The sequence below is a fragment of the Enhygromyxa salina genome (assembly GCF_000737335.2).
GTDB classification, from domain to species: Bacteria; Myxococcota_A; Polyangia; order Nannocystales; family Nannocystaceae; genus Plesiocystis; species Plesiocystis salina_C.
On sequence record NZ_JMCC02000104.1, the window covers coordinates 1 to 19,800 of the forward strand.

Here is a 19,800-nt window from a genome sequence, read left to right on the forward strand (position 1 = left end):
GGCGGACGCTCGGGTCGCGTTCGCTGTCTCCCAACAGGATCGAGATCGCGGCCTCGAGATCCAAGCTCGCGCCGCGGACCCACGGATCGGCGTCCGCGAGCGTGCGGCGGCGATGGCTCGGGTCGAGCTGCGAGCCGTCCCCAGTCCCCGAGTGGGCCCCCGCCAGCCGGACCCCCGCCAGCCGGACCCGGGCGTCGGGGTCGTTCAGCGCGAGCGCCTGCATCTCAGCGCTGCTGGTCAGCTCGGCCACTCGGGCGCGCGCCAACGGCCCGAGCGACGCGTAGCCACGCCGATCCAAATTGCAGGTCACCTCGAGCATGTCGAGCTCCGCCAGCGCGAGCGTGGCGGCCTCTCGCACGACCGGGCTGCTGTCGCGGGTGGCCGCCTCGACCATGCCCGCCCAGCGCTGGTCCCCCTGCCCTCGCTCGCGCTCGATCAATTGCCTGCAGGCGACCACCAGCGCCGCCCGTACGCGTTCATCCACGTGTGAAGCCAGGCCCGGCAAGCGTGGGTGCCAGCGCTCGCCCGCGTAGTCGGCGATCCACGCAAGCGCCCAGCACAGCGCCCCTGGCCGGCCACTGTCCAGGGCGGCCGCGATCAGGGGCTCCGCCCGATGCCCGAGCCGCGCGAGCAAGCGACGCACGATCGCTGGCGCGTTGGGGACCCGTGGATCCTCGAGCCACGCCAACGCAGGCAGCAAGCAGGTGGGATCGTCGACCTTCGCCAACCGCCGCGCCGCCTCCTCGCGCAGGGGCACGTGGGACTCTGCCAACAGCGGCACCAAGTCGGCGGGATCCACCGCGCTCGCGGCGAGCAGCCGCGCCGTGACCACGGCGGGATCTGGATCGCCGAGATCGAGCCCCGCGCCTGGATCCTCGATGATCCCCAGCACCGCGGGGACCTCGTCTTCGCCCTCGGGCCAGCCGCTGGCGAGGTAGGCCAGCGCCGCGCGGGCCGCCTCGTCCAGGTGTGCACCCGCGGCCAGGATCTTCACGCGAAGCCGGGCGCGCTCGGCCTCATCCTGCGAGGCCCGCGAGACGATGAGCCCAAGCGCTTGAACGACGCCATGGCGGACCCGCCAAAACGGATCCTCGAGCCCGGCGATCAGCCCCGCGATCGCCCCCTCCCCTGCGACCGCCGCCAGCGCGCGCGCGGCTGCTCGCCGGGTTCGCCAGCTGGGGTCCATGGTCAGCAGATGCGCCAGCCGAGCCTCGATCTCGACGTGGCGATCGACCTGGCGTGCGACCGCGCGACAGCTGACCTCGCGGACGCTCGGCAGGGGATCATGCAGGGCCTCGAGCAGCCAGCACGCCGCCTCGTCTCGCGTGGGTGGGCCAGCGTCGAAGCGACCGTGCGCCGCCCGTGCGAGCCGCTCGGCGACCGCGACGCGCAGGGGGCCGTGGGGATCGCAGAGCAGACGATCACGCAGGGCGTAGAGCCCGACCGCGTCGAGCTCTACGGCGTCCACGGCGTAGCGGCGCAGCACGGGATCGGGGCTCAGCAGCTCGACCAGGGCCTCACCACAGCCCGCCTCGATCCGGCTCCGGCTCCGACTCCGACGATGGCGGGTGTTGGCGTCAGTCATGACAAGTGGTCTAGCGGTGGCTCACGCCAGGCGAGCAGCCAAGCGCGCGCCGACGGAGCGCGAGATCCCAGGATCATCCGCGAGCTCGCTTGGCGCCCAGTAGTAGAGCACCCGTCCATGAGCCACCACGAAGCACCGCGCGAAGTCCATGTCCTGGGCGTGGGTCTCACCCAGGTCGGGCTTTAGACAGCGACGGCACAGACACGGCAAGGTCGGGCCGTCGTGAGCGGTGAGGTTGACGAAGCGATCGCGGAGCAGCTCGACCGCCTCGCGGTGACGACCGAGCTTGGTCAGCGACTGCGCCGCTCGAGCCCGCAGCGCCGCGTCATCGGGGCTCGCCGCGAGCTCGTTCAGCAACGCATCGACACCCGGCCGGCTCGGCATGGGCGAGACGATAGCAAGATCCGCGCGCGCACGGCGAAGCAACCCAGGGTCGCGACCCCCTGGACCAGGCGGCCCCCCCCGGCTAACACGGTGACCATCAACCTCGATCGTCCACCAGCAGATCGGCTCACGGCTGCGCGCGTCCGCGGGCTGCTCGCCTGGCTGTCTCCCCGCGGCCGGCTCCCCGAAGACGCGCTCGCCAAGGTCCCCGACCTGGTCGGGGCGTTGACCGTGATCCAGCGCGAGTGGGCCAAGGATCCCTGGCTGGAGTTCCCCGATGGCGAGGGCCTGTGGTGTCGGATCGACGCCCGCTGCGGCTGCTCGACCCACGACAAGCACGGGTTTTGCGAGCACCGAGCCGCCGTGGTGGTGCTCGAGCTGTGGCGGCGCCCCGACGGACGCGAGCTGTTCGATCGACCCAGCTGGCAGCTCGAGCTGGACTACTTGCTGCGCGATCGCCCAAGCGACGGCCTGTCGACCGAGGCCGCGCCCCCACCCTCGCCGCGCTCGGATCGGGCCTGTCGCCTGCTGATCCACGTGTTCCCGACCGGCGGCTACGAGCGCGGCTTCGACTTCGACGTTCAGCTGCTGCGCGCCAACAAGCGCGGCGACGGCTGGCTCAAGCCGATCCGGTGTCCAAGCTCGGTCGACAAGCTGCGGGCCAAGGCCAACCCAAGCGACGAGCTGCTGCGCGTCCACGATCTGATCGCGCAGCTGACCGAGCTGCGCAAGCTGGACACCTACGCCCGCCAGGCCCCGCGCCTGCGCGCCCGCGTGGCCCACGAGCTGCTCGCGGCCTTGGCCGAGGCCGGCGAGCAACTCGAGCTTCGCTGGGAGCAGCTGCCGATCGTCGCCTCGACCTTGGTGTGGCGCCCAACCCTGCGGATCAGCGCGGGGGAGCCGGGCCTGCTCGAGGCCCGCTGGTCCGATGGCGTGCTCGATCACTGGCGGCTCGAGCCTTCGATCGTGCTGACCAGCGCGGGGATCCTGCGTCCGCTCGCCGATGACATCCCGGCCCACTTGCTCGATCGGATCGGCGTCGAGCCCGTGCAGCTGAGCGTCGATGACTTTGACCAGTTTGCGCGAACGATCCTGGCCCACGCGCCCGTGCCGATCGAGATCCCCACGCCGCTCGAGGTCGGCGCCAGCGCGGTCGCCCGCCGCGAGGCCCGGCTGTATCTCGAAGAGCGCGGCGAGGTGCTGCGCTGCACCGCCAAGCTGGCCTATGAGCTGGCCGACGGGCGCTGCGTGGAGCTGGGCCTGCACGCGCGCGGGGGTCTGAGCTTTGGCGACGACATGACCCTGGTCCGCGACGCCAAGTGGGAGCGCGCGCGCCGGGCCGAGTTCACCGATCGCGTTGGCCGTGAAGCCAGCGTGGAGCTGCTCGAAGAGTGGGCTTGGACCTTTCTCAGCGAGGGCATGCCGGCCCTGCGCGAGCGGGGCTGGGTCGTGTTTGGCGAGCACTCGCTGACCCACAATCGGGTCCTCGCCGAGCCGCTCGGTCCGCGGATGCGCTTGGGCCCGAGCACCGATTGGTTCGAGCTCGAGGTCGACTTCGCGGCCGAGGGTGAGGGTGGCGCGGTCGTGGCGGCGCCCGAGGTGATCGCCAGCTGGCTCGCCGGGCAGCGCTTCGTTCGCTTGCCCGACACCCGGCTCGCCGCGCTGCCCACTCGCTGGCTGGATCGTCACGGGCGCGCGCTCGCGGAGCTGGTCGAGCTTGGCGACGCCCGCAACACCCAGCACGGCTTGGGCGCCCACGCGCTGCCGCTTGCCTCGGAGCTGCTCGGCGAGTTCGTCAGCGATGACCCCGAGCAGTCCGCCCGCGCAACTCACTGGCGCGGGCGTGCGCGGGCCCTGGCCAGCTTCGAAGGCGTGGCCCAGCGCGAGCCGCCGGCCAGCTTGCAGGCCCAGCTGCGCGGCTATCAACAGCGCGGGTTCGCGTGGCTGTGTTATCTGCGGGATCACGGGTTGGGCGGTTGCCTCGCCGACGACATGGGCCTTGGCAAGACCGTGCAGGCGCTGGCGTTGCTGCTCGATACCCACAGCGGCGCCCCACAAGGCCCGCCGTCCTTGATCGTGTGTCCAACGTCGGTCCTGCACACGTGGCGCGAACAGGCGGATCGCTTCGCCCCGACCCTGCGCGTGCACCTGCACCACGGCCCTCGCCGCGGCACGCCGCCAGCTGAGGGCACCACCGACGTGATCATGACCAGCTACGCGCTGCTGCGTCACGACGCGCAGCTGTGGCAAGCCATGCGGTTTCGCCACCTGATCCTCGACGAGGCCCAGGCGCTGAAGAACCCCGACAGCCAGCTGGCCCAGGTCGCGCGGAGCTTGAGCGTCGCGCACCCGGTCGCGCTCACTGGCACGCCGCTCGAGAACAACGTCGTCGAGCTATGGAGCCTGTTCGAGCTGTTGATGCCGGGCTTTTTTGGCTCGCGTCGGCGGTTTCGCAAGCGCTGGGTCGAGCCGATCCACAAGCACGAAGACGGCGCCGCGCTGGCCCGGCTGCGTCGGCGGCTGCGTCCGTTCTTGCTGCGCCGGCTCAAGCGCGAGGTCGCCGCCGAGCTGCCGCCCAAGCAGGTGCAGGTGCTGCGTTGTCGACTGGGCAAGGAGCAGCGTCAGATGTACGAGCGGGTTCGGGCGACCTACCGGGCCAGCGTGTTTGGAGCGGTCGACAAGCAGGGGATCGGCGCCGCCACCTTGCACATCCTCGAGGCGCTGACCCGCCTGCGCCAAGCCTGCTGTCACCCTGCGCTGCTCCCCTTCCCCGAGGCTCGGGAGCTCGGCGGCCGCGTGGCCAAGCTCGAGCTGCTGCGGCTGTTGTTGGTCCAAGCCAGCGCCGACGGCCACCGTAGCTTGGTGTTCTCGACCTGGCCCTCGTTCTTGGATCACGTGTCCACGGATCTGAGCGCCGCCGGGATCGCCCACCTGCGCCTCGACGGCAGCACCCGCGATCGCGCTGGCGTGCTCGAGCGTTGGCAAGATCCCGCCGGGCCGCCCGTGTTCTTGATCAGCACCAAAGCCGGCGGCCTCGGCCTGAACTTGACCGAGGCCGACCACGTGTTTCATCTCGACCCGTGGTGGAACCCAGCGAGCGAGGATCAAGCAACCGATCGCGCCCATCGGATCGGCCAGACCAAGCCCGTGATGGTCTACAAGCTGGTCGCCGCCGACACCGTCGAGGACAAGATCCTCGAGCTGCAAGCGCGCAAGCGCAAGCTGTTCAACGCGACGATCGACACTGATCGGCTCGAGGTCGACGCCCTGACCCGCGCCGATCTCGAGGCCGTGTTCGCCGATCCCAGCGCCAGCGGCTTGGACGAAGAAGACGACGACCTCGAAGACGACTTCCCCCCCGACGACGAGCCGCTCCCCGAGCCCGCCCCTCGCGCGCTCGCCCAGTTCATCCCGCTCCCGAGCAGCCCCGACAGCCCCAGCCCCGCCAAGCCCGCAACAGTCAGCGCCGCCCAAGACAGCGAAGCCGCAGTCATCCAGCTGTTCCCCCGCCCCCCCAAACCCTGACGATCGAAGCGGTTCCCGCCCCCCGCGACCCGCCCGACGCGCCTGCGGCCGCAGTCGACGACTCTCCCCGAACGCATCCGCCGAAGCCGTCCGAGCCCCCTTCCAGTCCCCGTACGCGTCCGCCGAAGCCGTCCGAGCCCCCTTGTAGGGGGCCACACATGCGGATGCGAACAGCCAGCCCCGAGGAGCGAAGCGACCGGACGCGCCTGCGGCCGCAGTCGACGAAGTCCAAGGTCTATGTGGGGGTCATGTATAGTCCTCCTCGTTCATGCTTGGTCGCTCCCGTTTCCGGCCCGCCTCGAGCCTCGTCGTCATGGCTTGTCTGCTCTCGTCCCCGCTCGGCTGCAAGGACACCGACGCCGCGGACAGGTTGGAGAGCGCTCGCAAGCGCGAAGTGAAGCTCGAGAAGAAGCTGTCCAAGCTGAAGGACCAAGTCGAGACGTTGACGATCGAGCGCGACGCCCTCGTGATCCAACACGAGACCGAGCAAGGCTGTCGCAAGCAGGTGATTGGATCGCTGACGGCCTACGGCGGGCCCGAGGGTCCGCACGCGGAGGTCACCGCCCGCGTCGCCGCCCAGGCCCTGACCCTGCTCGAGCGGCGAGTCGCAAAGCGCAAGGCCGGCGAGAAGCTGGCGATCGTGCTCGATGTCGACGAGACCGCGCTCGACAACTTCGAGCAGCTGAAGGGATCCGGGTTCTGCTTCGTGCGCGAGCAGTGGGATCAGTGGGTCAAGACCGGCAAGCCAGAGGTGGTCGCAGGCATGAAGCGCCTGTACGACTACGCCCGCGCTCACAAGGTCGCGGTCGTGTTCATCACCGGCCGCCGCGAGCACCAGCGCGAGGCGACCGAGCGGGTGCTCCGAGCCGCGGGGTTCGACGTCTGGGAGGAGCTGGTCCTACGCGATGAAGCCGAGAACGAGCTGACCGCCGCCGAGTACAAGAGCGGGCGCCGGGCCAAGCTCGAGGAGCGAGGCTTCAAGATCGCCCTGACCCTCGGGGATCAGGCCAGCGACCTCGCGGGCGGCCACGCCGAGCACGCGGTGTTGATGCCGAACCCATTTTATCACGTGGACTGATCCGACGGCTCGGGCGCTTCGGCGTCAATGCGATCGTGCAGCGCCAGCAGCTGGCCCAGGTTCTTGTAGTAGAGCGTGCGCAGCCGCCCGTGGACGATCGTGACCTGGGCCATGAACTGCTGCAGCCACGGCCCGAGCGCCGCCTCGTGGGCCAGCGATTCGATCAGCGGATCGGCGAGCAAGACGGCTGCAAGCGACTCGCCGGCTTCGAGGTTGCGAAGCGCGGGCAGCCGAACCTGCTGCGCCTGCGCCAGCGAGCTGACCAGATCACGATGGAGGGCGTCGAGGGCATCGAGGAGCTCGAGCGGAGCGTGCGAGGCCAGCTCGTACTCGCGGGCGTCGACGCTGCTGAACAGCGTGGCGACGCGGCCATGGTGCGCGTTGAGGGCCATGATCAGGTGCTGCACGAAGCTCGAGAAGCGATGGCGCTCGACCAGCTCGAGCCGCTGCGGCGGGCTGGCCTGGTGCCACAGCCAACGAAACACGGCGCGATCCCCCACGTGGGCCTGTTGGACCTGTCGGGCGCGCTCGGCCTGGGCGCTGGCGAGCGCGGCGTGGTCGACTGGGTCCGGCCGCTCGAGCCTGAGCTCGGTCTCGCGCCAGCTCGCCATGAACGCAGCCAACGCGGCCCCGCGCCACGGATCCACAGCGGCGCGCAGCTGCTCGGGGGTTGGCGGATCGGACGCGAGCTCGGCCAGCAGCTGGTCGACCGGCCCGGGGTTGACGACCCGATTGTCGTAGAACCCGTGGTGGTGGGCACCTTGGCGCCGCTCCGCGAGCTCTTCGCTCAGTCGCGCCTCGACCTCGCCGGCCGGTCGCAGCTGCGATCGATCGGGCCCGAGCCCAAGCTGCGCGTAGGCGCGAAGGGTCAGCTCGCGGCGCAGCTGCGGGTCGTCGCTAAACAGGATCCAGGCCGGACCCAGCGGGGTCTGATCGGCCGCGACGTAGCGTTGCTTGGCGTTGGCCTCGCGGTCGCGGTAGCTGGGGTGGGAGTAGCCCATGACCTCGGCCGGGGTCTCGCCAGGTGGAAAGTGCAGGCGGCGACCCCAGCGGTAGGGTTCGCGCAGCGCGTGCAACATGGGCCCGCGGGCACCCGCGAGGCGCTCGTCGAGCTGCTCGAGCCGCAGCTGGTGATGCGCATACAGATCTTCGGTGAACACCCCATGCTTGGCGAGCTCGGCGAGAGCCCCGAGCGCGGCGTTCATCGCCAGCGCGCCACGCTGCGCGCTCCACAGGGCGGCGACCAGCGGATCGCTGCCACACAGGGCGACCGCGTGCAGATCCGCGTTGAACTCGAGCTCGCGGGCGAGCGCCCGGTTGAGGTGAGTGATGCGGGTGAGCAACCACGCCAGGATCCCCCGCGCCCCCCTCACGCCCACGCTCAGCAGCTCTGCCAGGGTCCGCACGAGCCCCCGCTTGGCCGCGCGGCCCCGCGCCAAGCGAGCGTCGAAGCGCGAGCGACCCAGCACGATCCCGCGCAACACGATCGTCACACGGTGCGCCCACTGCCCCACGCGGGTGCTCGATTGCGCGAAGTGGCCAAGCTCGTGGGCCAGCGCGGCCTTGAACTCGCGCAGATCGAGCACGTTGACCAGACCCAGGCCCACGATCAGCTCGGGCTGCCCCCCGAACAGCGACGCCAGGGTCGACTGGCCGCGAACCATCGCCGCGTTCACGCCCACGCTCAGCGAGATCCGCTTGGGCGCCGGCGCGCCCGCATCTTGGGCCAGCTGCTGGACGAACGCGAGCAGGCGCGGATGATCCTGAACATCGATCGTGAGCGCCGCCTCGCCGATCGCGGGGCGTTGAACCAGGCCGCGGAGCAAGAACGCCACCAGCGGCGCGAACAACAGCACGGCGAGGATCGCCACGGGCCACAGCCCTGGCTCGCGCCAGGCCGCCTCGATCGCAACGAACATCGCGGCCACGCAGCCAACCAGCATCTCGAGGTAGATCAGCGCGAACCCGCCGAGCCCGAGGAGCAGACGAACGACGCCGCGACGATAGGCCGGTCCCGCGCCCAGGTTGATCCCAGACGCAGCGACGCTCGGCGGGTACGCGCTGGCGGGGTCGGCCACCAGGGTGACGGTAGCAGCCCGGCGGGCTGCACAGCCCGCCCCGATCCAGGCGGATCCGTGATGCCCCCGCCGTCGAGGTCGTCTCCCATCCAGGGACCCGAACGGGGCTCCATGGCGCAGACGGGCGCGTGTTCAGCTTGACCGCGTTCTCGCGCGTGGGAGACTGTGCCGCCGAGCCCGGGTGGCGAAATGGTAGACGCGGGGGACTTAAAATCCCCTGTCTTCGGACGTGCGGGTTCAAGTCCCGCCCTGGGCATGTCGACAACCAGCACTCACGGGCGCTCACTGGCCGGCGCGGCGGCGCAGATCCGCGAGGCGCTTCGCCAGCTTGGGCGCGCTGCTGAGGTCCCGCTCGAGATCACCGCCGAGCACACTCCGCGCATGCGCGGGATCGCTGTCCAGCAACAACTCCGCCAGCTCGAGCCGCCCCAGCGCCAAGCTGCGCCGTGACCCGGCTTCGGACGGGTCCCCTGCCCGCTCGATCCCCATGCTCAACAGCGCATCCGCCAGCTCGACCTGCCCAACCCAGGCCGCGAAGCGACCGGCGGCGATCACCTCGCGCCACAGCTGCGGATCGGCTGCGCGGACCTGCTCGAGCTCGGCGTCGCGCTGGTCGTCGTGGCCTGCGAGCCCAAGCACCACGACCAGCTCGGCGCGCAGCTCCTGGGCCAGGCTAGGATCGGGACCCGCGGGGTCTTCGGCGCTCGCCAGGGCCCCGCGAAGATCGAGGATCGCGTCCTCGTGCTGGCCAACCATCGCCCGCGCCAGACCCAGCCGTTGCTGGGCGATGACCGTCGCGTATTGATCGGGTCCGAGCGCCGCCAGCAGGATGCTGTAGCCACGCTCGACGGCCGCGAGCGCCTCGGGTCCGTGGCCAAGCTCGAGCTCGATGTCCGCGAGGTTGCTCAGGCCAACGCCGACGCTGGTGTTATCGCGGCCCAGCGCGCGCTCGCGGGTCTCGATGCTCTCTTGCAGCAGCGCCCGCGCCCGCTCGTACTCCCCTTCGGCGCTGTAGGTGACCGCCAAATTGTTGAGCGCCCCGGTCGCGTTGGCGTTGTCGCGGCCAACCGTCTGCGTGGCGATCTCGAGGGCGGCGGTGAACGTGGCCTCGGCCTCCGCGAGGTCGCCAGCGCGGTATTCGGCGGCGCCGCGATCGAGCAGCAAGGCCATGCGACGCATCGGCGCGGGCAGCTTGGCGTCGTCGAGCAGCGCGAGCCCACGCTCGGCCTCCGCCCGCGCTGCGTCCAGATCGTCGCGCAGATAGGCGTTCCAGCTGACGGTGTCGGCCAGATCGGCTTCAGCTTCAGGGTACCGACCGGACTCGCGCTCGAGCAGCGCGCGGGCTTGATCCGCCCACAGCTGGGCAAACTCGGGACGCAGCCGCTGGGCCCCCTCGATCTCGGCGAGCCACGTCGCGGCGCTCAACGCCAACAGATCGTCGCGCAGCTGGGTGGCCAGGTAGAACCCTCGCTGCAGCGCGGCGACGCCCTCTTCGCGCTGATCAATGCGCGCGAGCAAGCGGCCACGCTCGACCAAGAACGCGGCGGTCAAGGGTGGATGGTCGAGCTCCTCGACCAGCGCCTGGACCGGGTCCATGCGCCCGATCGCTTCGTCGTAGCGACCGGTGTCCAGGCTCGCGCGCATCCGGGACAGCTGCCGCTCGCCCTCGCTCACGGCTGTCTGCCGGACCGGGTCGAGGGCGACCACCGGGGACGCTTCGCTGACCCGATCCGCTTCGCAGGCGCTTGGCTTGGGCAGGCTCTCGACCGCCAGCAGGGCTTGATCGACGGTGCTCTCGTCGGCCTGGGTGAACACCTCGAGCAACGCGTCGAGCGCCTGCAGCTTGGCGTCGAGGCAGCGCGCGCGCTGGTCGAGCAGCTGCTCGGACTGTTGCTGGCGGATCCGGGTGGCCTCGCAGTTGTCGGTCGCCTGGGCCAGCCAGCGCGCGTTGTAGTCCTCGAGGTCTGCGTCGAGCTTGGTCAGGATCGGCGAAACGGGCAGCTGCGTGGCCTTGAACGCGGCGGCCACCGACTCACGCCGCGCGGGATTCCAGACCTTGGTGATCGCCTCGCCCGCCCGCTCGCAGCTGGGCGGCGGCGGCGGCTCGGCCTCGATCCCTACCGAGGCAAACCGGCCCCACGCCAACACCCCAAACGCGACCAACGCGACCCACGCCAGGGGCACGCTCCAGCGGCTCGAGTCCTCGCGCGAGAGCTCGCGCAGCAGCGCGTGCATGGTCTCGAAGCGCGCGGCAGGATCGGCAGACAGCCCCCGCTCGAGCGCCGCGCGAAGCCGTCGCGTGAGCTGCACGGGCCGCTCGGGCTCGGTGATCACGCCCGAGGTGATCGCGCCCGCGAGCGCTTGGATCGTCCGCCCCTGAAACGGACGCTGCTCATACAGCGCCTCCCACAGCGCCACGCAGAAGCTGAACTGATCGCTGCGCGCGTCGGCCTTGGCGCTCGTCCACTGCTCGGGCGACATGTACGCGGGCGTGCCCATGATCTGGCCGCCGTGGGTCAGCTCGAGGTCCAGCTCGCTCGCGGTCTGGCTGCCAAACGCCCCGCTCGACTCGTGATCGCGGGTGAACATGGGCGACTCGGCGATCCCCGCCAGGCTGATCTCCAAGGTGGGCTCGGTGCCGATCGGCGCGCTCACCTGCGAGGGGCGCTCGATCAGCTCGGTGTCAGCGCGGACCAACCCAAAGTCGAGCACGCGCGCGCGCCCGTCTCGATCGACCAGCACGTTGTCGGGCTTGAAGTCGCGGTGGACCAAACCCGCGTCATGGGCCGCAGCCAGCCCGCGTCCGGCTGCAATGTAGACGGCCAGGATCTCGTCGGCGCTCCGCGCTTGGGCCTCGCGCCAGCTCGACAGCGGGCCGCCATCGACGAGCTCCATGGCGATGAACACCCGACCGTCAATCGTCCCGGCGTCGTAGATCTGGACCACGTTGGGATGCGAGAGCCGAGCCATGGCCTTGGCCTCCCGCAGCATGCGGGCCCGCGCGTCCCCTCGCTCGGCCACGCGTGGGTGAATCAGCTTGATCGCCACCTGCCGATCGAGCTCCGGGTCGTAGGCCACGACCACCACCCCCATCGCCCCGGCGCCCAGCTGCCGCAGCACCACATAGCGACCGATCCGCTCGGGCACGGCCATCCGCGAGCGCGCGCCGGTCAAGGCTGGCGCGACCCCATCCTCGGCGACATCGGTCGCCTCTTCTTGGGCAATCTCGTCAGCCACTGAACCCCGCGGCCAGCAGCCGCCCGTACGGTGCTTGTGCGGGGAGGTCCATCGCGGGCATGGCGATTCACGATCGCACGCGGCTCGGCGCCCGCCAAGCCGCCCGCTCGCCCGCTCGGGTCGCGGATCGGGGTGTAGGCCTTCAACACACCCGGTCGCCCCACTCCCGGAAGCGACGTGGGCCGAGCAAGAACACCGCGGCGCGCGAGCTTGGTAATCTGGGCGCGATGACTCCCGGGTGCATGGCTGCGTGGCCGCCGATCACCGCGTTCGCGCGGTCACGCGAGCACACCCAAGCAACGATGACCCGACCGCGGATGACCCGAGCGTGAACGAGCCCCCAAACTCGCGACTGCGGCCGGGACCCCGCGGCCTGCCTTCGATGCACCAGACCGTGCCAGACAGCGACGGAGGGCGGCCGCCCGCCGAGCAGCGCTCGGCCTGCCTGGTCGTGATGAAGGGCGACAACGTCGGTCACAAATACGACCTCGACCGCGAGCTGATCGCAGGCCGCGAGAGCGCGACCAGCATCCACCTCGACGATGGCTTGGTCTCGCGCAGCCACGCCAAATTCACCCCCGACACGGTTGGCGTGCGGCTGTTCGATCTGTGCTCGACCAACGGCACCTTCGTCAACGACAAGCAGATCAACAGCACCTATCTCGACGACGGTGATCAGATCCGGATCGGCAAGACAATCCTCAAGTTCATCTACCGCAACAACGTCGAGGCCGCGTTTCACGAGCACATCTACTCGCTGACGCGCTTCGATGGGCTGACGGGGATCCACAACCGTCAGACCTTCGACAACACGATCGCCAACGCGATCGCCAAGGTCGCCAACAACGGGGCTCCGCTCGCGCTGATGTTGTTCGACATCGATCACTTCAAGCGCTGCAACGACACCCACGGACACAGGGCCGGCGATCATGTCCTCAAAGAGGTCTCGGGGACGGTCCGGGACAACACCCGCGAGGGTGACTTCGTGGCGCGCTATGGTGGCGAAGAGTTCGCGGTCATCATCCACGGCCTCGCGCCGCCAGGCCCGGCCCGCTACGCGGATCACATCCGCGCGCTGATCGAGGCCAAGCGGATCGAGTTCGAGGGTCAGGCGATCGCCGTCACGATCTCGGCTGGCGTCGCGACGTGGAGCTCGCACATGCGCGCGCCTGCGCATTTGATCGAACTCGCGGATCAGCGCCTGTACCGGGCCAAGCAAGCCGGCCGCAACCAGATCATCGCGCTGTGATCGCCGTCGAGCCTGATGCCAATATCTGTAAATTGAGTCTGGGCACGGAACAAGCAAGGCCGGCCACCGGCCGCCTTGCTTTCGGGCAATCTCGATGTCAGTTAGTCTACAAGGTGATATGCGAGTCGCGCGATCCCACTCGTCAGGTACGGATAGGTGACGCGCACCAAGAAATAGGTGTCGACTGACTGGAATTTTGTCGCGTAGTACATTGATCCCGCCGTAACACCGTATGTACCCGTGCAGCGCCAACTCCCTGAAGTCTTGAGACAATAGTGAAAGTCCTTGGGACCATCACTATAGTTGCATCCACCAAAGTATCCATCCAAATAGGTGGTTGTATCCTCAATAATTTGGAACGAAGTTGGGCCAGTGCCGTCATAGGAACCAATGCCGTCCACCGTGCCGGCCATGGTGGAAAACCAAGTCGAAAAGAGGCTCTGATTCGTACATGGTGGGTCGACCTTTAGAGGCTGCGGTGCAAAGGGCAAGGGCGCGCCATCTGAACGCCCGCGCTGGGCTACTTCAATTTCGTGACTGATTGTGAGCTCCGGTGGCACATTCGCATTTGGGGCGATGGCGACAAACGTTTCCAGGCTCGTTGCTTCATTCAGACGGGCGTCATGAAGCACGCTAGCCGCGCCTGGCGGTATGACCTCTGTAGCGGTGACGGTCGGTGGAGATGACGACGGGTCGACGTAGAATGAGATCAAGTGCCCAGATTCGATCTCGACTTCGACCAGTGGGTCGATCTCGATTTCCAGCTCCGCGTCTGGTTCCTCTTCCAGATAAGCCCGTTCGTCGGTGTCAATAGAGTCGCCACACGCAACCGGAAAGGTTGCAGAAGCTAGCGCCGCGACCATGGATAGCATCGATTTGTGCATGCCGCAGAGTGTCAGAGGTAAGGGTGCCGTGCAAGATATTTTTGGGCTTGGGGAATTTGGGCTAATCGCTGGCCTCGACGGGGTCGTACTGGGAGCCGACGCGAGGTGTCGGTCCCCAGATTGCGAGTTCCGTGTTCAGCGAGGTGTCACTGCTGCCCCCCCCCTCTGTCAGGATAGTTGCAGTGTTTCTGCGGCAACTTAGGCGCCCGCAACTTCTCTCCACCACTCGAGTATCTCGAGTCGACAGAGTCGGTCTCGATGGACATATGAGTCATCAACTACATCGACGCGACGCTGCTAGGCTAGGGTGTGGTTCCCACACGGATCACTCGCCAGCGGTGTTCTGCGTTCCGTTGAAGCGGCCCAAAATGGGGCACATCAACGGAAACTCGAAGATCCCACTTTGAACAGTCGCTATATGTGGCTGCAAACCCCGAGAACGTGCAGCCGCGCAACCTCGTGCGGTTCCAAGACTTGTGCAACAGCAAGATCCAGGCGCTCAAAAGCGATCTTGCGGGTCCCGGAACCGCGGCCGCTTCGCAATGCGATCATACTCCGCGGCCTCGACCTCTGTCCGGGCTCTCTTGCCACCAACCCAAATTCCTGAAGCCCGATGTTTTTCGCATCCATACCTTTCTTGCACTCTCATTCATGCTTTAGATGAGAACACGACGCCAGAACGCGCCTGCGAGCCAATGACGACACGACACATCAGCCAACGAGCGCCCCCTCAGGTAGGTCCACGCGAGCTGATCGCAGCAACTAGCGATCGATCCCGCGGAGCTTGTAGTGGCGCCGAGGCTCGAGCGGATCGCCGCAGCTCCCCGGGGTCTCGACCCCGAGCGCGGTCTCGACCGTCACGGCCACCTGCTCGTGGCCGTGCTCGAACCACACCTGCTGCGCCGTGTCGGCGAGGGTCTCGACCTTCACGAACACCAGCGCGTCGTCCTCGAGCAGCGACTCGCGCTCGCGCAGCAGGCACTCTGCCGCCTGCACGACCCGGCGATGGCAGCAGCGCCCGCGTAGCTTGCTCGGGTGGCTCAGGCGGCCCGCGGCGAAGCCGGCCCGCATATCGTCGAGTTCATCGAGCTCGACGCGACCCCACAGCAGCCCGCTGGGCAAGGTCAGGAAGGTCGGGGCGAAGCGGTGACCGCCGAGGTGCGAGCACTGCCAGACCCGCTCGCCTTCGTGGGCGCGCAGGGCTTCGAACACGCCCATCCCCCACTTTGCGCAGCAGCGATCGCGGGTCCCGTGGGTGCAGACCAGGTACAGCGCAGCGAGGTCATCGGACTCGGGGGCCGCGGCGCCGGCCAGCAGCGCGCCTGGATCGAGGCTGGGGATGTCCTCGACCGGGACCTCGAGTTCGACGATCCGGCGCCCGGCCGGCTCCGCTGACGCCTGCACGATGAAGACCTTGACCCGCGCTCCGCTGCCGCTGCCGGGTCGTCGGATCAGCTGGACCCGGGTGTGAGGCTCGCTGTCGCGGGCCAACAACCACTCGCGGGTCGCGGCCGGAAGCTCGGTGTCCCGCGGGACCTTGGCGCCCCACGGACCGCAGTCCTCGACGAGGATCCAGCGCTGGATCGCGTCGTTGCCGGAGCCTGCGAGGGGCTCGTTGATCGCTAGCTCGCGACAAAAACCAACAGTCGTGGCCATTGCCCGCAGCATAGACAAAAAAGGGGCGACCCAACGGCCGCCCCTTCGTGCTGGGATGAGTCAGCTGACTCGGACTAGCCGGTCGTCTCGTCCCCGGTGTCGGTCCCGGTCTCCATCTCGCCGCTGGGCTCCTGCGCAGCGCAGATGTTGTCGGGCGAGTACTGGCCAGCGCAGAACCGGCCGATGTTGTCCCACACCTTGCCCGTGTTCTCGTCGACGTAGGGCTCGTTGAAGGGGTCGTAGGAGAAGGGGCACAGGTCGCAGGCGTCGCCGATCCCGTCGAAGTCCTGGTCCCACTGCGGCAAGAAGCACAGCTTGTCCCACAGCTCGTCCTCGTTGGGGACGTCGAACAGGGTCAGGCGACCGTTCGCCATCTCGGGCGGACAGTTCGGGTCGGTCTCACCTTGCGGTGCGCACTTGCCAGCCGCGTCGAGCGCCTCTTGGCAGCCGGGCGCGAGGTCGACCACGCCGGGCAAGATGGCGAGGGCCGCGGGCAGCTTGCGACACTTGCTGCCGTTGGGGAGGTCATCGCCGGGGATGGCCTCATCCGCGCAGTCGAGCGTGATCGGGAAGCCGTCGAGGTCGCACAGACCGATGCAGTCCCAGGTGCCGTCGGCACGCTGCATGTACTCGCCGTCGCCGGGGTAGCTGGTCACGCAGCACTGACCGTCAACCGCGACGTCCATGAAGGCGTAGGGCCGCGGGTCCTTGCGGATGTTGCACGACGCGTTGGTCTCACACGCGGCGCCGACGAAGTCGCCGTCCTCGTCGTCGATCTGCATGCCGGCGTCCGTGACCTGCATCGGGTTCGGCTCGTAGGGGCAGGTGTCGCAGAAATCGCCGACTTGGTCGCCGTCGGTGTCCACGTGGTTGCAGTAGCGCGAGCCGTTGAGCGCTGGGGTCAGCGCGCAGGTCGAGCCAGCGTTGGGGCAGTCCGCGTCGTCCGTGCACGTGGTGCGGGCGGCGAGGTCCTGCTCGACCGGCTGGCGCGGGCACCAGTCGTCGAGGTTGTTGATGCCGTCCTGGTCGAAGTCGTCCGTTGGCCCGAAGCCGACCGGGCCAGCGGCGTTGTCCATGTCCACCAACGGCATGTTGGTGTCGGGGTCGATGCAGCTGTCGCCGATCATGTCGGAGTTGGCGTCGGTCTGACACACGCCCTTGTCCTGGTAGGGCACGGGCACGCCAACGGTGTGCGGAGTCGAAGCGTTGAAGATCCCGCAGTTGGCCACGGTGACGCAGTTGTCACAGACGTCGCCGATGCCGTCCTGGTCGAAGTCGAACTGGAACGGGATGTTCCGAACCCACATGCGCGGGTCGTCGACCATGGCCGCATCGATGAAGTACTTGTCGGGCGTCTCGCGACAGGTGTCGCAGTCGTTGCCGATGCCGTCCTTGTCGGAGTCCGCCATGTTGGCGGTGCCAAAGGTCAGCTGACACAGATCGGCGACGTCGCCGAAGCCATCGAGGTCCTGGTCCTCCTGGAGCGGGTTGTAGTGCTTGACCGCGTTGTCACACGACAGCTGCACGTCGTCACCGTCGGGGTCCTCTTTGCACTTGGGCGGGTCGACGGTGAAGTCGTAGTAGAAGTCCGTGTAGCCTTTGCCGCCGGTCGTGATCAGCGGCATGCCGCAGACGTCATGGAAGGCCGCTTCGTACGCGGCGATGTCCGCCGGGTCGTTGAGATCGAGATCCTTGAAGTGCTCGACATTCTCGAGCCCGGGGACCTTCATGCGATAGCGGCCGGTGATCGTCCGGTCGAACCCGTCGACCGCGTCGGGCTGCTCGGTGTCGAAGTTGAACAGCTGGACGTTGAAGCGGACGTTGTCGATGAGCACCCGGACCGAACCTTCCCGCTGCAAGCTGACGTCGACCGTCAGACACGGGGGGTTCTCCGCTGTCACGTCGGCGAGTTCGCCCGCGCACGAGAGGCCGCCTGCGACGACGTGCTCTTCTTGCCAGCACTCGGGCTGCAGGCTGGTCGAGCAGTCCTCACCGAGGAGATCCTCGCCAGAGGTGCGGCTGAGCTGGACGATCTGCAGCTTCTTGAGGTTCTGCGGATCGAGGTCGAACTTGTTGGACAAGCGCAGCTCGAAGTCGTCACAGGCGCCGATGCGCAAGTTGTCGGTCGGGAACCCCGTGCCCGGCACGACGTGGAATTCGGGCGTCTCGAACACGTAGGTGGTCTTGTCGCTCGCTAGCTCGTTGCCGACCTTGTCGCGGATGCGCTCGCCCGTGGTAGCGAACTCCACGCGGTACTCCGAGGCGGAGCACATGCCGCGGTCGAAGTTCTCGTAGTTCTCGAAGAACGCGCTGTCGTGCATGCGCCAGCCGTCTTGGATGTTCAAGCCCTCGACGAGCGTGGGGCTGAGGGCCAACTCCGCGCAGGACTCGACCAGCGAGCGAGGCTCGTTGCCGCGGTCGCCGGGGAGGTAGAGCACGCCCTTGAGCGAGGGATCGTAGACGACCCCGCCGACCTTGGTGACGAAGCGGGTGACGTACTCGCCAGCGTTGCTGCTGCCGTCGTGGCGCTGCAGGTTGCCGTGCGGCGCGGTGCACCACTTCTCGATCTGGGCCGCGCACGAGGGGTGCTGGCCATCGGCGGGACCGCAGAAGCAGTCGCGGATCTCCTCCGGGAGGGTGCGGTCGCGATCGAAGCGGGGGATTGGGGTGACGCTGTCCTGGAACAGCGGGTCGCAGCCCACTCCGTCTTGCTCCGCGCCAAGCGCGGTCTGGCAGCACTCGCTCGCGGTCAGGTTGCCGTCGGGGAACGCCGAGACATCGCAGCGCGCGAGCCGGTTGCCCGCGCCCCACGACGTGCACACGGGCGTGCCCATTGGGTCGATCGGCGGCTCACACGACTGGAACCCGCTGGTGGCGATGAAGCACGCGCCCGCGCCCTTGTCCTTGAAGCGCTTGTCGACGCAGTAGGCCCCGCCCGTGTTGGCGCTGTCGTCTTTGCAGGTGGCGAACCACTCTGCCTTGCAGTGCTTGTCGCCGCAGTCGTCGGTCTCGGCGTCACAGGTCACGCCGCCGGGGGTGGTGCCAATGCAGACCGCGCCCGAGGCGGAGCCGAGCCGCGCGTCACAGTCGGCGTCGGTCTGGCAAGGCACCCCGTCGGGCTCGACGCCGGTCGGACGATCGTCGGGGTGGGTCTCGCGGATCTTGTCGGCGAGCGGCAGCCGGAAGATATCCGTTGTCCCGTTCCAGGCGTAGCTGTAGCGGTTGGTCTCGCTCTCGCGGTTGACGTCGGTGATGAAGCCGTCGCAGTCCTCGTAGACGTTGCCACCCGGCGTGCAGGTCAACGCGTTGGCCGGCGTGCGGCGGACCCCGTTGTCGTCGACGCCGTACTTGGCGACGTTGACCGACAGCTCGTAGTCGCAAACGGTGCAGCAGGTGTCGGGGCCAGAGTCTGGCGCAGTGCAGCTCGAGGCCCGGGTGTCGGTCTCGCCGCGGTAGGACTTGGTGGTCCCGCTCGCCTGCATCTTGAGCGGGATCATGCCGAGGCTCCCGCCATCGTGGAACCCGCTGCAGATCGTTGGGTTGGCGTCGAGGACCTCGTGGCTGTAGTCCTCGCCCCGGGCCCGCAGGTTGTCGATGCAGGTCAGGTTGGTCGACCGCAACATGGTGTCGGGCAGATCACCGGTCTGCTCGACGTAGTCGCCGTTGAAGCGGGTGATCGGGCCCTCGATCGTGGCGAGCTGGGTCTTCCAGTCGTAGACCTGAAACAGCTGCGGGTTGCTTGGGTCCTTACGAACCAGCTCGATCGAGGTTGGATCGAGCAGGTTGTTGAACACGAACTCCAAGCCCTGCCAGCTGACGAGCGGCGAGAGCTTGCACCACTCTTGGGCGCCACGCGGGGCTTCTTTGGCTTCATCGGTCTCGACGCACGCGCTGATGTCGTCGATGAAGTACTTGCCGGTGGTGAGGCCGTCCTGCAGCAGGTGGACCTTGCGGTTGGCGTAGTTGATGCCGGAGATGCTCTCGAGCACCAACTTGTCGGGATCACACACGCCACAGTCGGTGTCGGTGATGCAGCCTGTCATGCCGAGCATCCCGAGGATGCCGGCAAACGCCAGGGTGGATCCGCGAGCGAACTCGTTGGCCAGTTGTTCGAGTTTGGACAT

10 protein-coding genes and 1 tRNA gene are annotated in these 19,800 nt (G+C 68.3%); 4 read left to right on the plus strand and 7 right to left on the minus strand.

All coding sequences use genetic code 11. The features are described from left to right. Together DB30_RS31745 and DB30_RS31750 are read right to left on the minus strand one after the other, a co-directional pair. A partial coding sequence (locus tag DB30_RS31745; RefSeq protein ID WP_146661502.1) for a HEAT repeat domain-containing protein occupies window positions 1-1,585 on the minus strand: 1,585 nt, incomplete at its 3' end. A gap of 21 nt (window positions 1,586-1,606) precedes the next feature. Then, entirely contained in the window at window positions 1,607-1,969 is a 363-nt protein-coding gene (locus tag DB30_RS31750) for a hypothetical protein (RefSeq protein WP_052556106.1), read from the minus strand. 90 nt (window positions 1,970-2,059) lie between these two features. On the opposite strand from DB30_RS31750, the gene DB30_RS31755 reads away from it, so the two are divergent. Next, complete coding sequence (locus tag DB30_RS31755; RefSeq protein WP_052556108.1) at window positions 2,060-5,494, plus strand: DEAD/DEAH box helicase; 3,435 nt, start codon at window positions 2,060-2,062, stop codon at window positions 5,492-5,494. A gap of 313 nt (window positions 5,495-5,807) precedes the next feature. Then, window positions 5,808-6,572: an HAD family acid phosphatase gene (locus tag DB30_RS31760; protein ID WP_052556110.1), complete on the plus strand. Its 765-nt coding sequence runs from the start codon at window positions 5,808-5,810 to the stop codon at window positions 6,570-6,572. On the opposite strand, the gene DB30_RS31765 is transcribed toward DB30_RS31760, so the two are convergent. After that, window positions 6,560-8,650 carry a M48 family metallopeptidase gene (locus tag DB30_RS31765; RefSeq protein WP_052556111.1) on the minus strand — a complete coding sequence of 697 codons (2,091 nt, stop codon included), beginning with the start codon at window positions 8,648-8,650 and terminating at the stop codon, window positions 6,560-6,562. The two genes, DB30_RS31760 and DB30_RS31765, sit on opposite strands and share 13 nt — an antisense overlap. Window positions 8,651-8,825: 175 nt before the next feature. Here DB30_RS31765 and DB30_RS31770 point away from each other — a divergent pair. Further along, window positions 8,826-8,906, plus strand: a tRNA-Leu gene (locus tag DB30_RS31770). Between the two features lie 26 nt (window positions 8,907-8,932). Here DB30_RS31770 and DB30_RS31775 read toward each other — a convergent pair. Further along, a complete protein-coding gene (locus tag DB30_RS31775; protein ID WP_052556112.1) occupies window positions 8,933-11,887 on the minus strand; it encodes a serine/threonine-protein kinase in 2,955 nt (984 codons plus the stop codon). A gap of 328 nt (window positions 11,888-12,215) precedes the next feature. Here DB30_RS31775 and DB30_RS31780 point away from each other — a divergent pair, with 328 nt between their 5' ends. Further along, complete coding sequence (locus tag DB30_RS31780; protein ID WP_240480374.1) at window positions 12,216-13,136, plus strand: GGDEF domain-containing protein; 921 nt, start codon at window positions 12,216-12,218, stop codon at window positions 13,134-13,136. 101 nt (window positions 13,137-13,237) lie between these two features. On the opposite strand, the gene DB30_RS31785 is transcribed toward DB30_RS31780, so the two are convergent. From DB30_RS31785 to DB30_RS31795, 3 genes are all read right to left on the minus strand, one after another. Further along, window positions 13,238-14,020 (minus strand): hypothetical protein, encoded by a 783-nt coding sequence (locus tag DB30_RS31785; RefSeq protein ID WP_146661506.1) that lies wholly within the window; start codon window positions 14,018-14,020, stop codon window positions 13,238-13,240. 762 nt (window positions 14,021-14,782) lie between these two features. Continuing rightward, entirely contained in the window at window positions 14,783-15,676 is an 894-nt protein-coding gene (locus DB30_RS31790) for a sucrase ferredoxin (RefSeq protein ID WP_052556114.1), read from the minus strand. Between the two features lie 74 nt (window positions 15,677-15,750). Then, the gene (locus tag DB30_RS31795; RefSeq protein WP_052556115.1) at window positions 15,751-19,800 is read right to left on the minus strand and encodes a thrombospondin type 3 repeat-containing protein; all 4,050 of its coding nucleotides are present in this window, start codon (window positions 19,798-19,800) and stop codon (window positions 15,751-15,753) included.

Excerpts from the sequence above, each read along its gene's own strand:
- DB30_RS31750 (WP_052556106.1), bottom strand. The coding sequence starts at position 1,969 with ATGCCGAGCCGGCCGGGTGTCGATGCGTTGCTGAACGAGCTCGCGGCG.
- DB30_RS31760 (WP_052556110.1), top strand. The coding sequence starts at position 5,808 with ATGGCTTGTCTGCTCTCGTCCCCGCTCGGCTGCAAGGACACCGACGCC.
- DB30_RS31785 (WP_146661506.1), bottom strand. The coding sequence starts at position 14,020 with ATGCACAAATCGATGCTATCCATGGTCGCGGCGCTAGCTTCTGCAACC.
- DB30_RS31790 (WP_052556114.1), bottom strand. The coding sequence starts at position 15,676 with ATGGCCACGACTGTTGGTTTTTGTCGCGAGCTAGCGATCAACGAGCCC.
- DB30_RS31795 (WP_052556115.1), bottom strand. The coding sequence starts at position 19,800 with ATGTCCAAACTCGAACAACTGGCCAACGAGTTCGCTCGCGGATCCACC.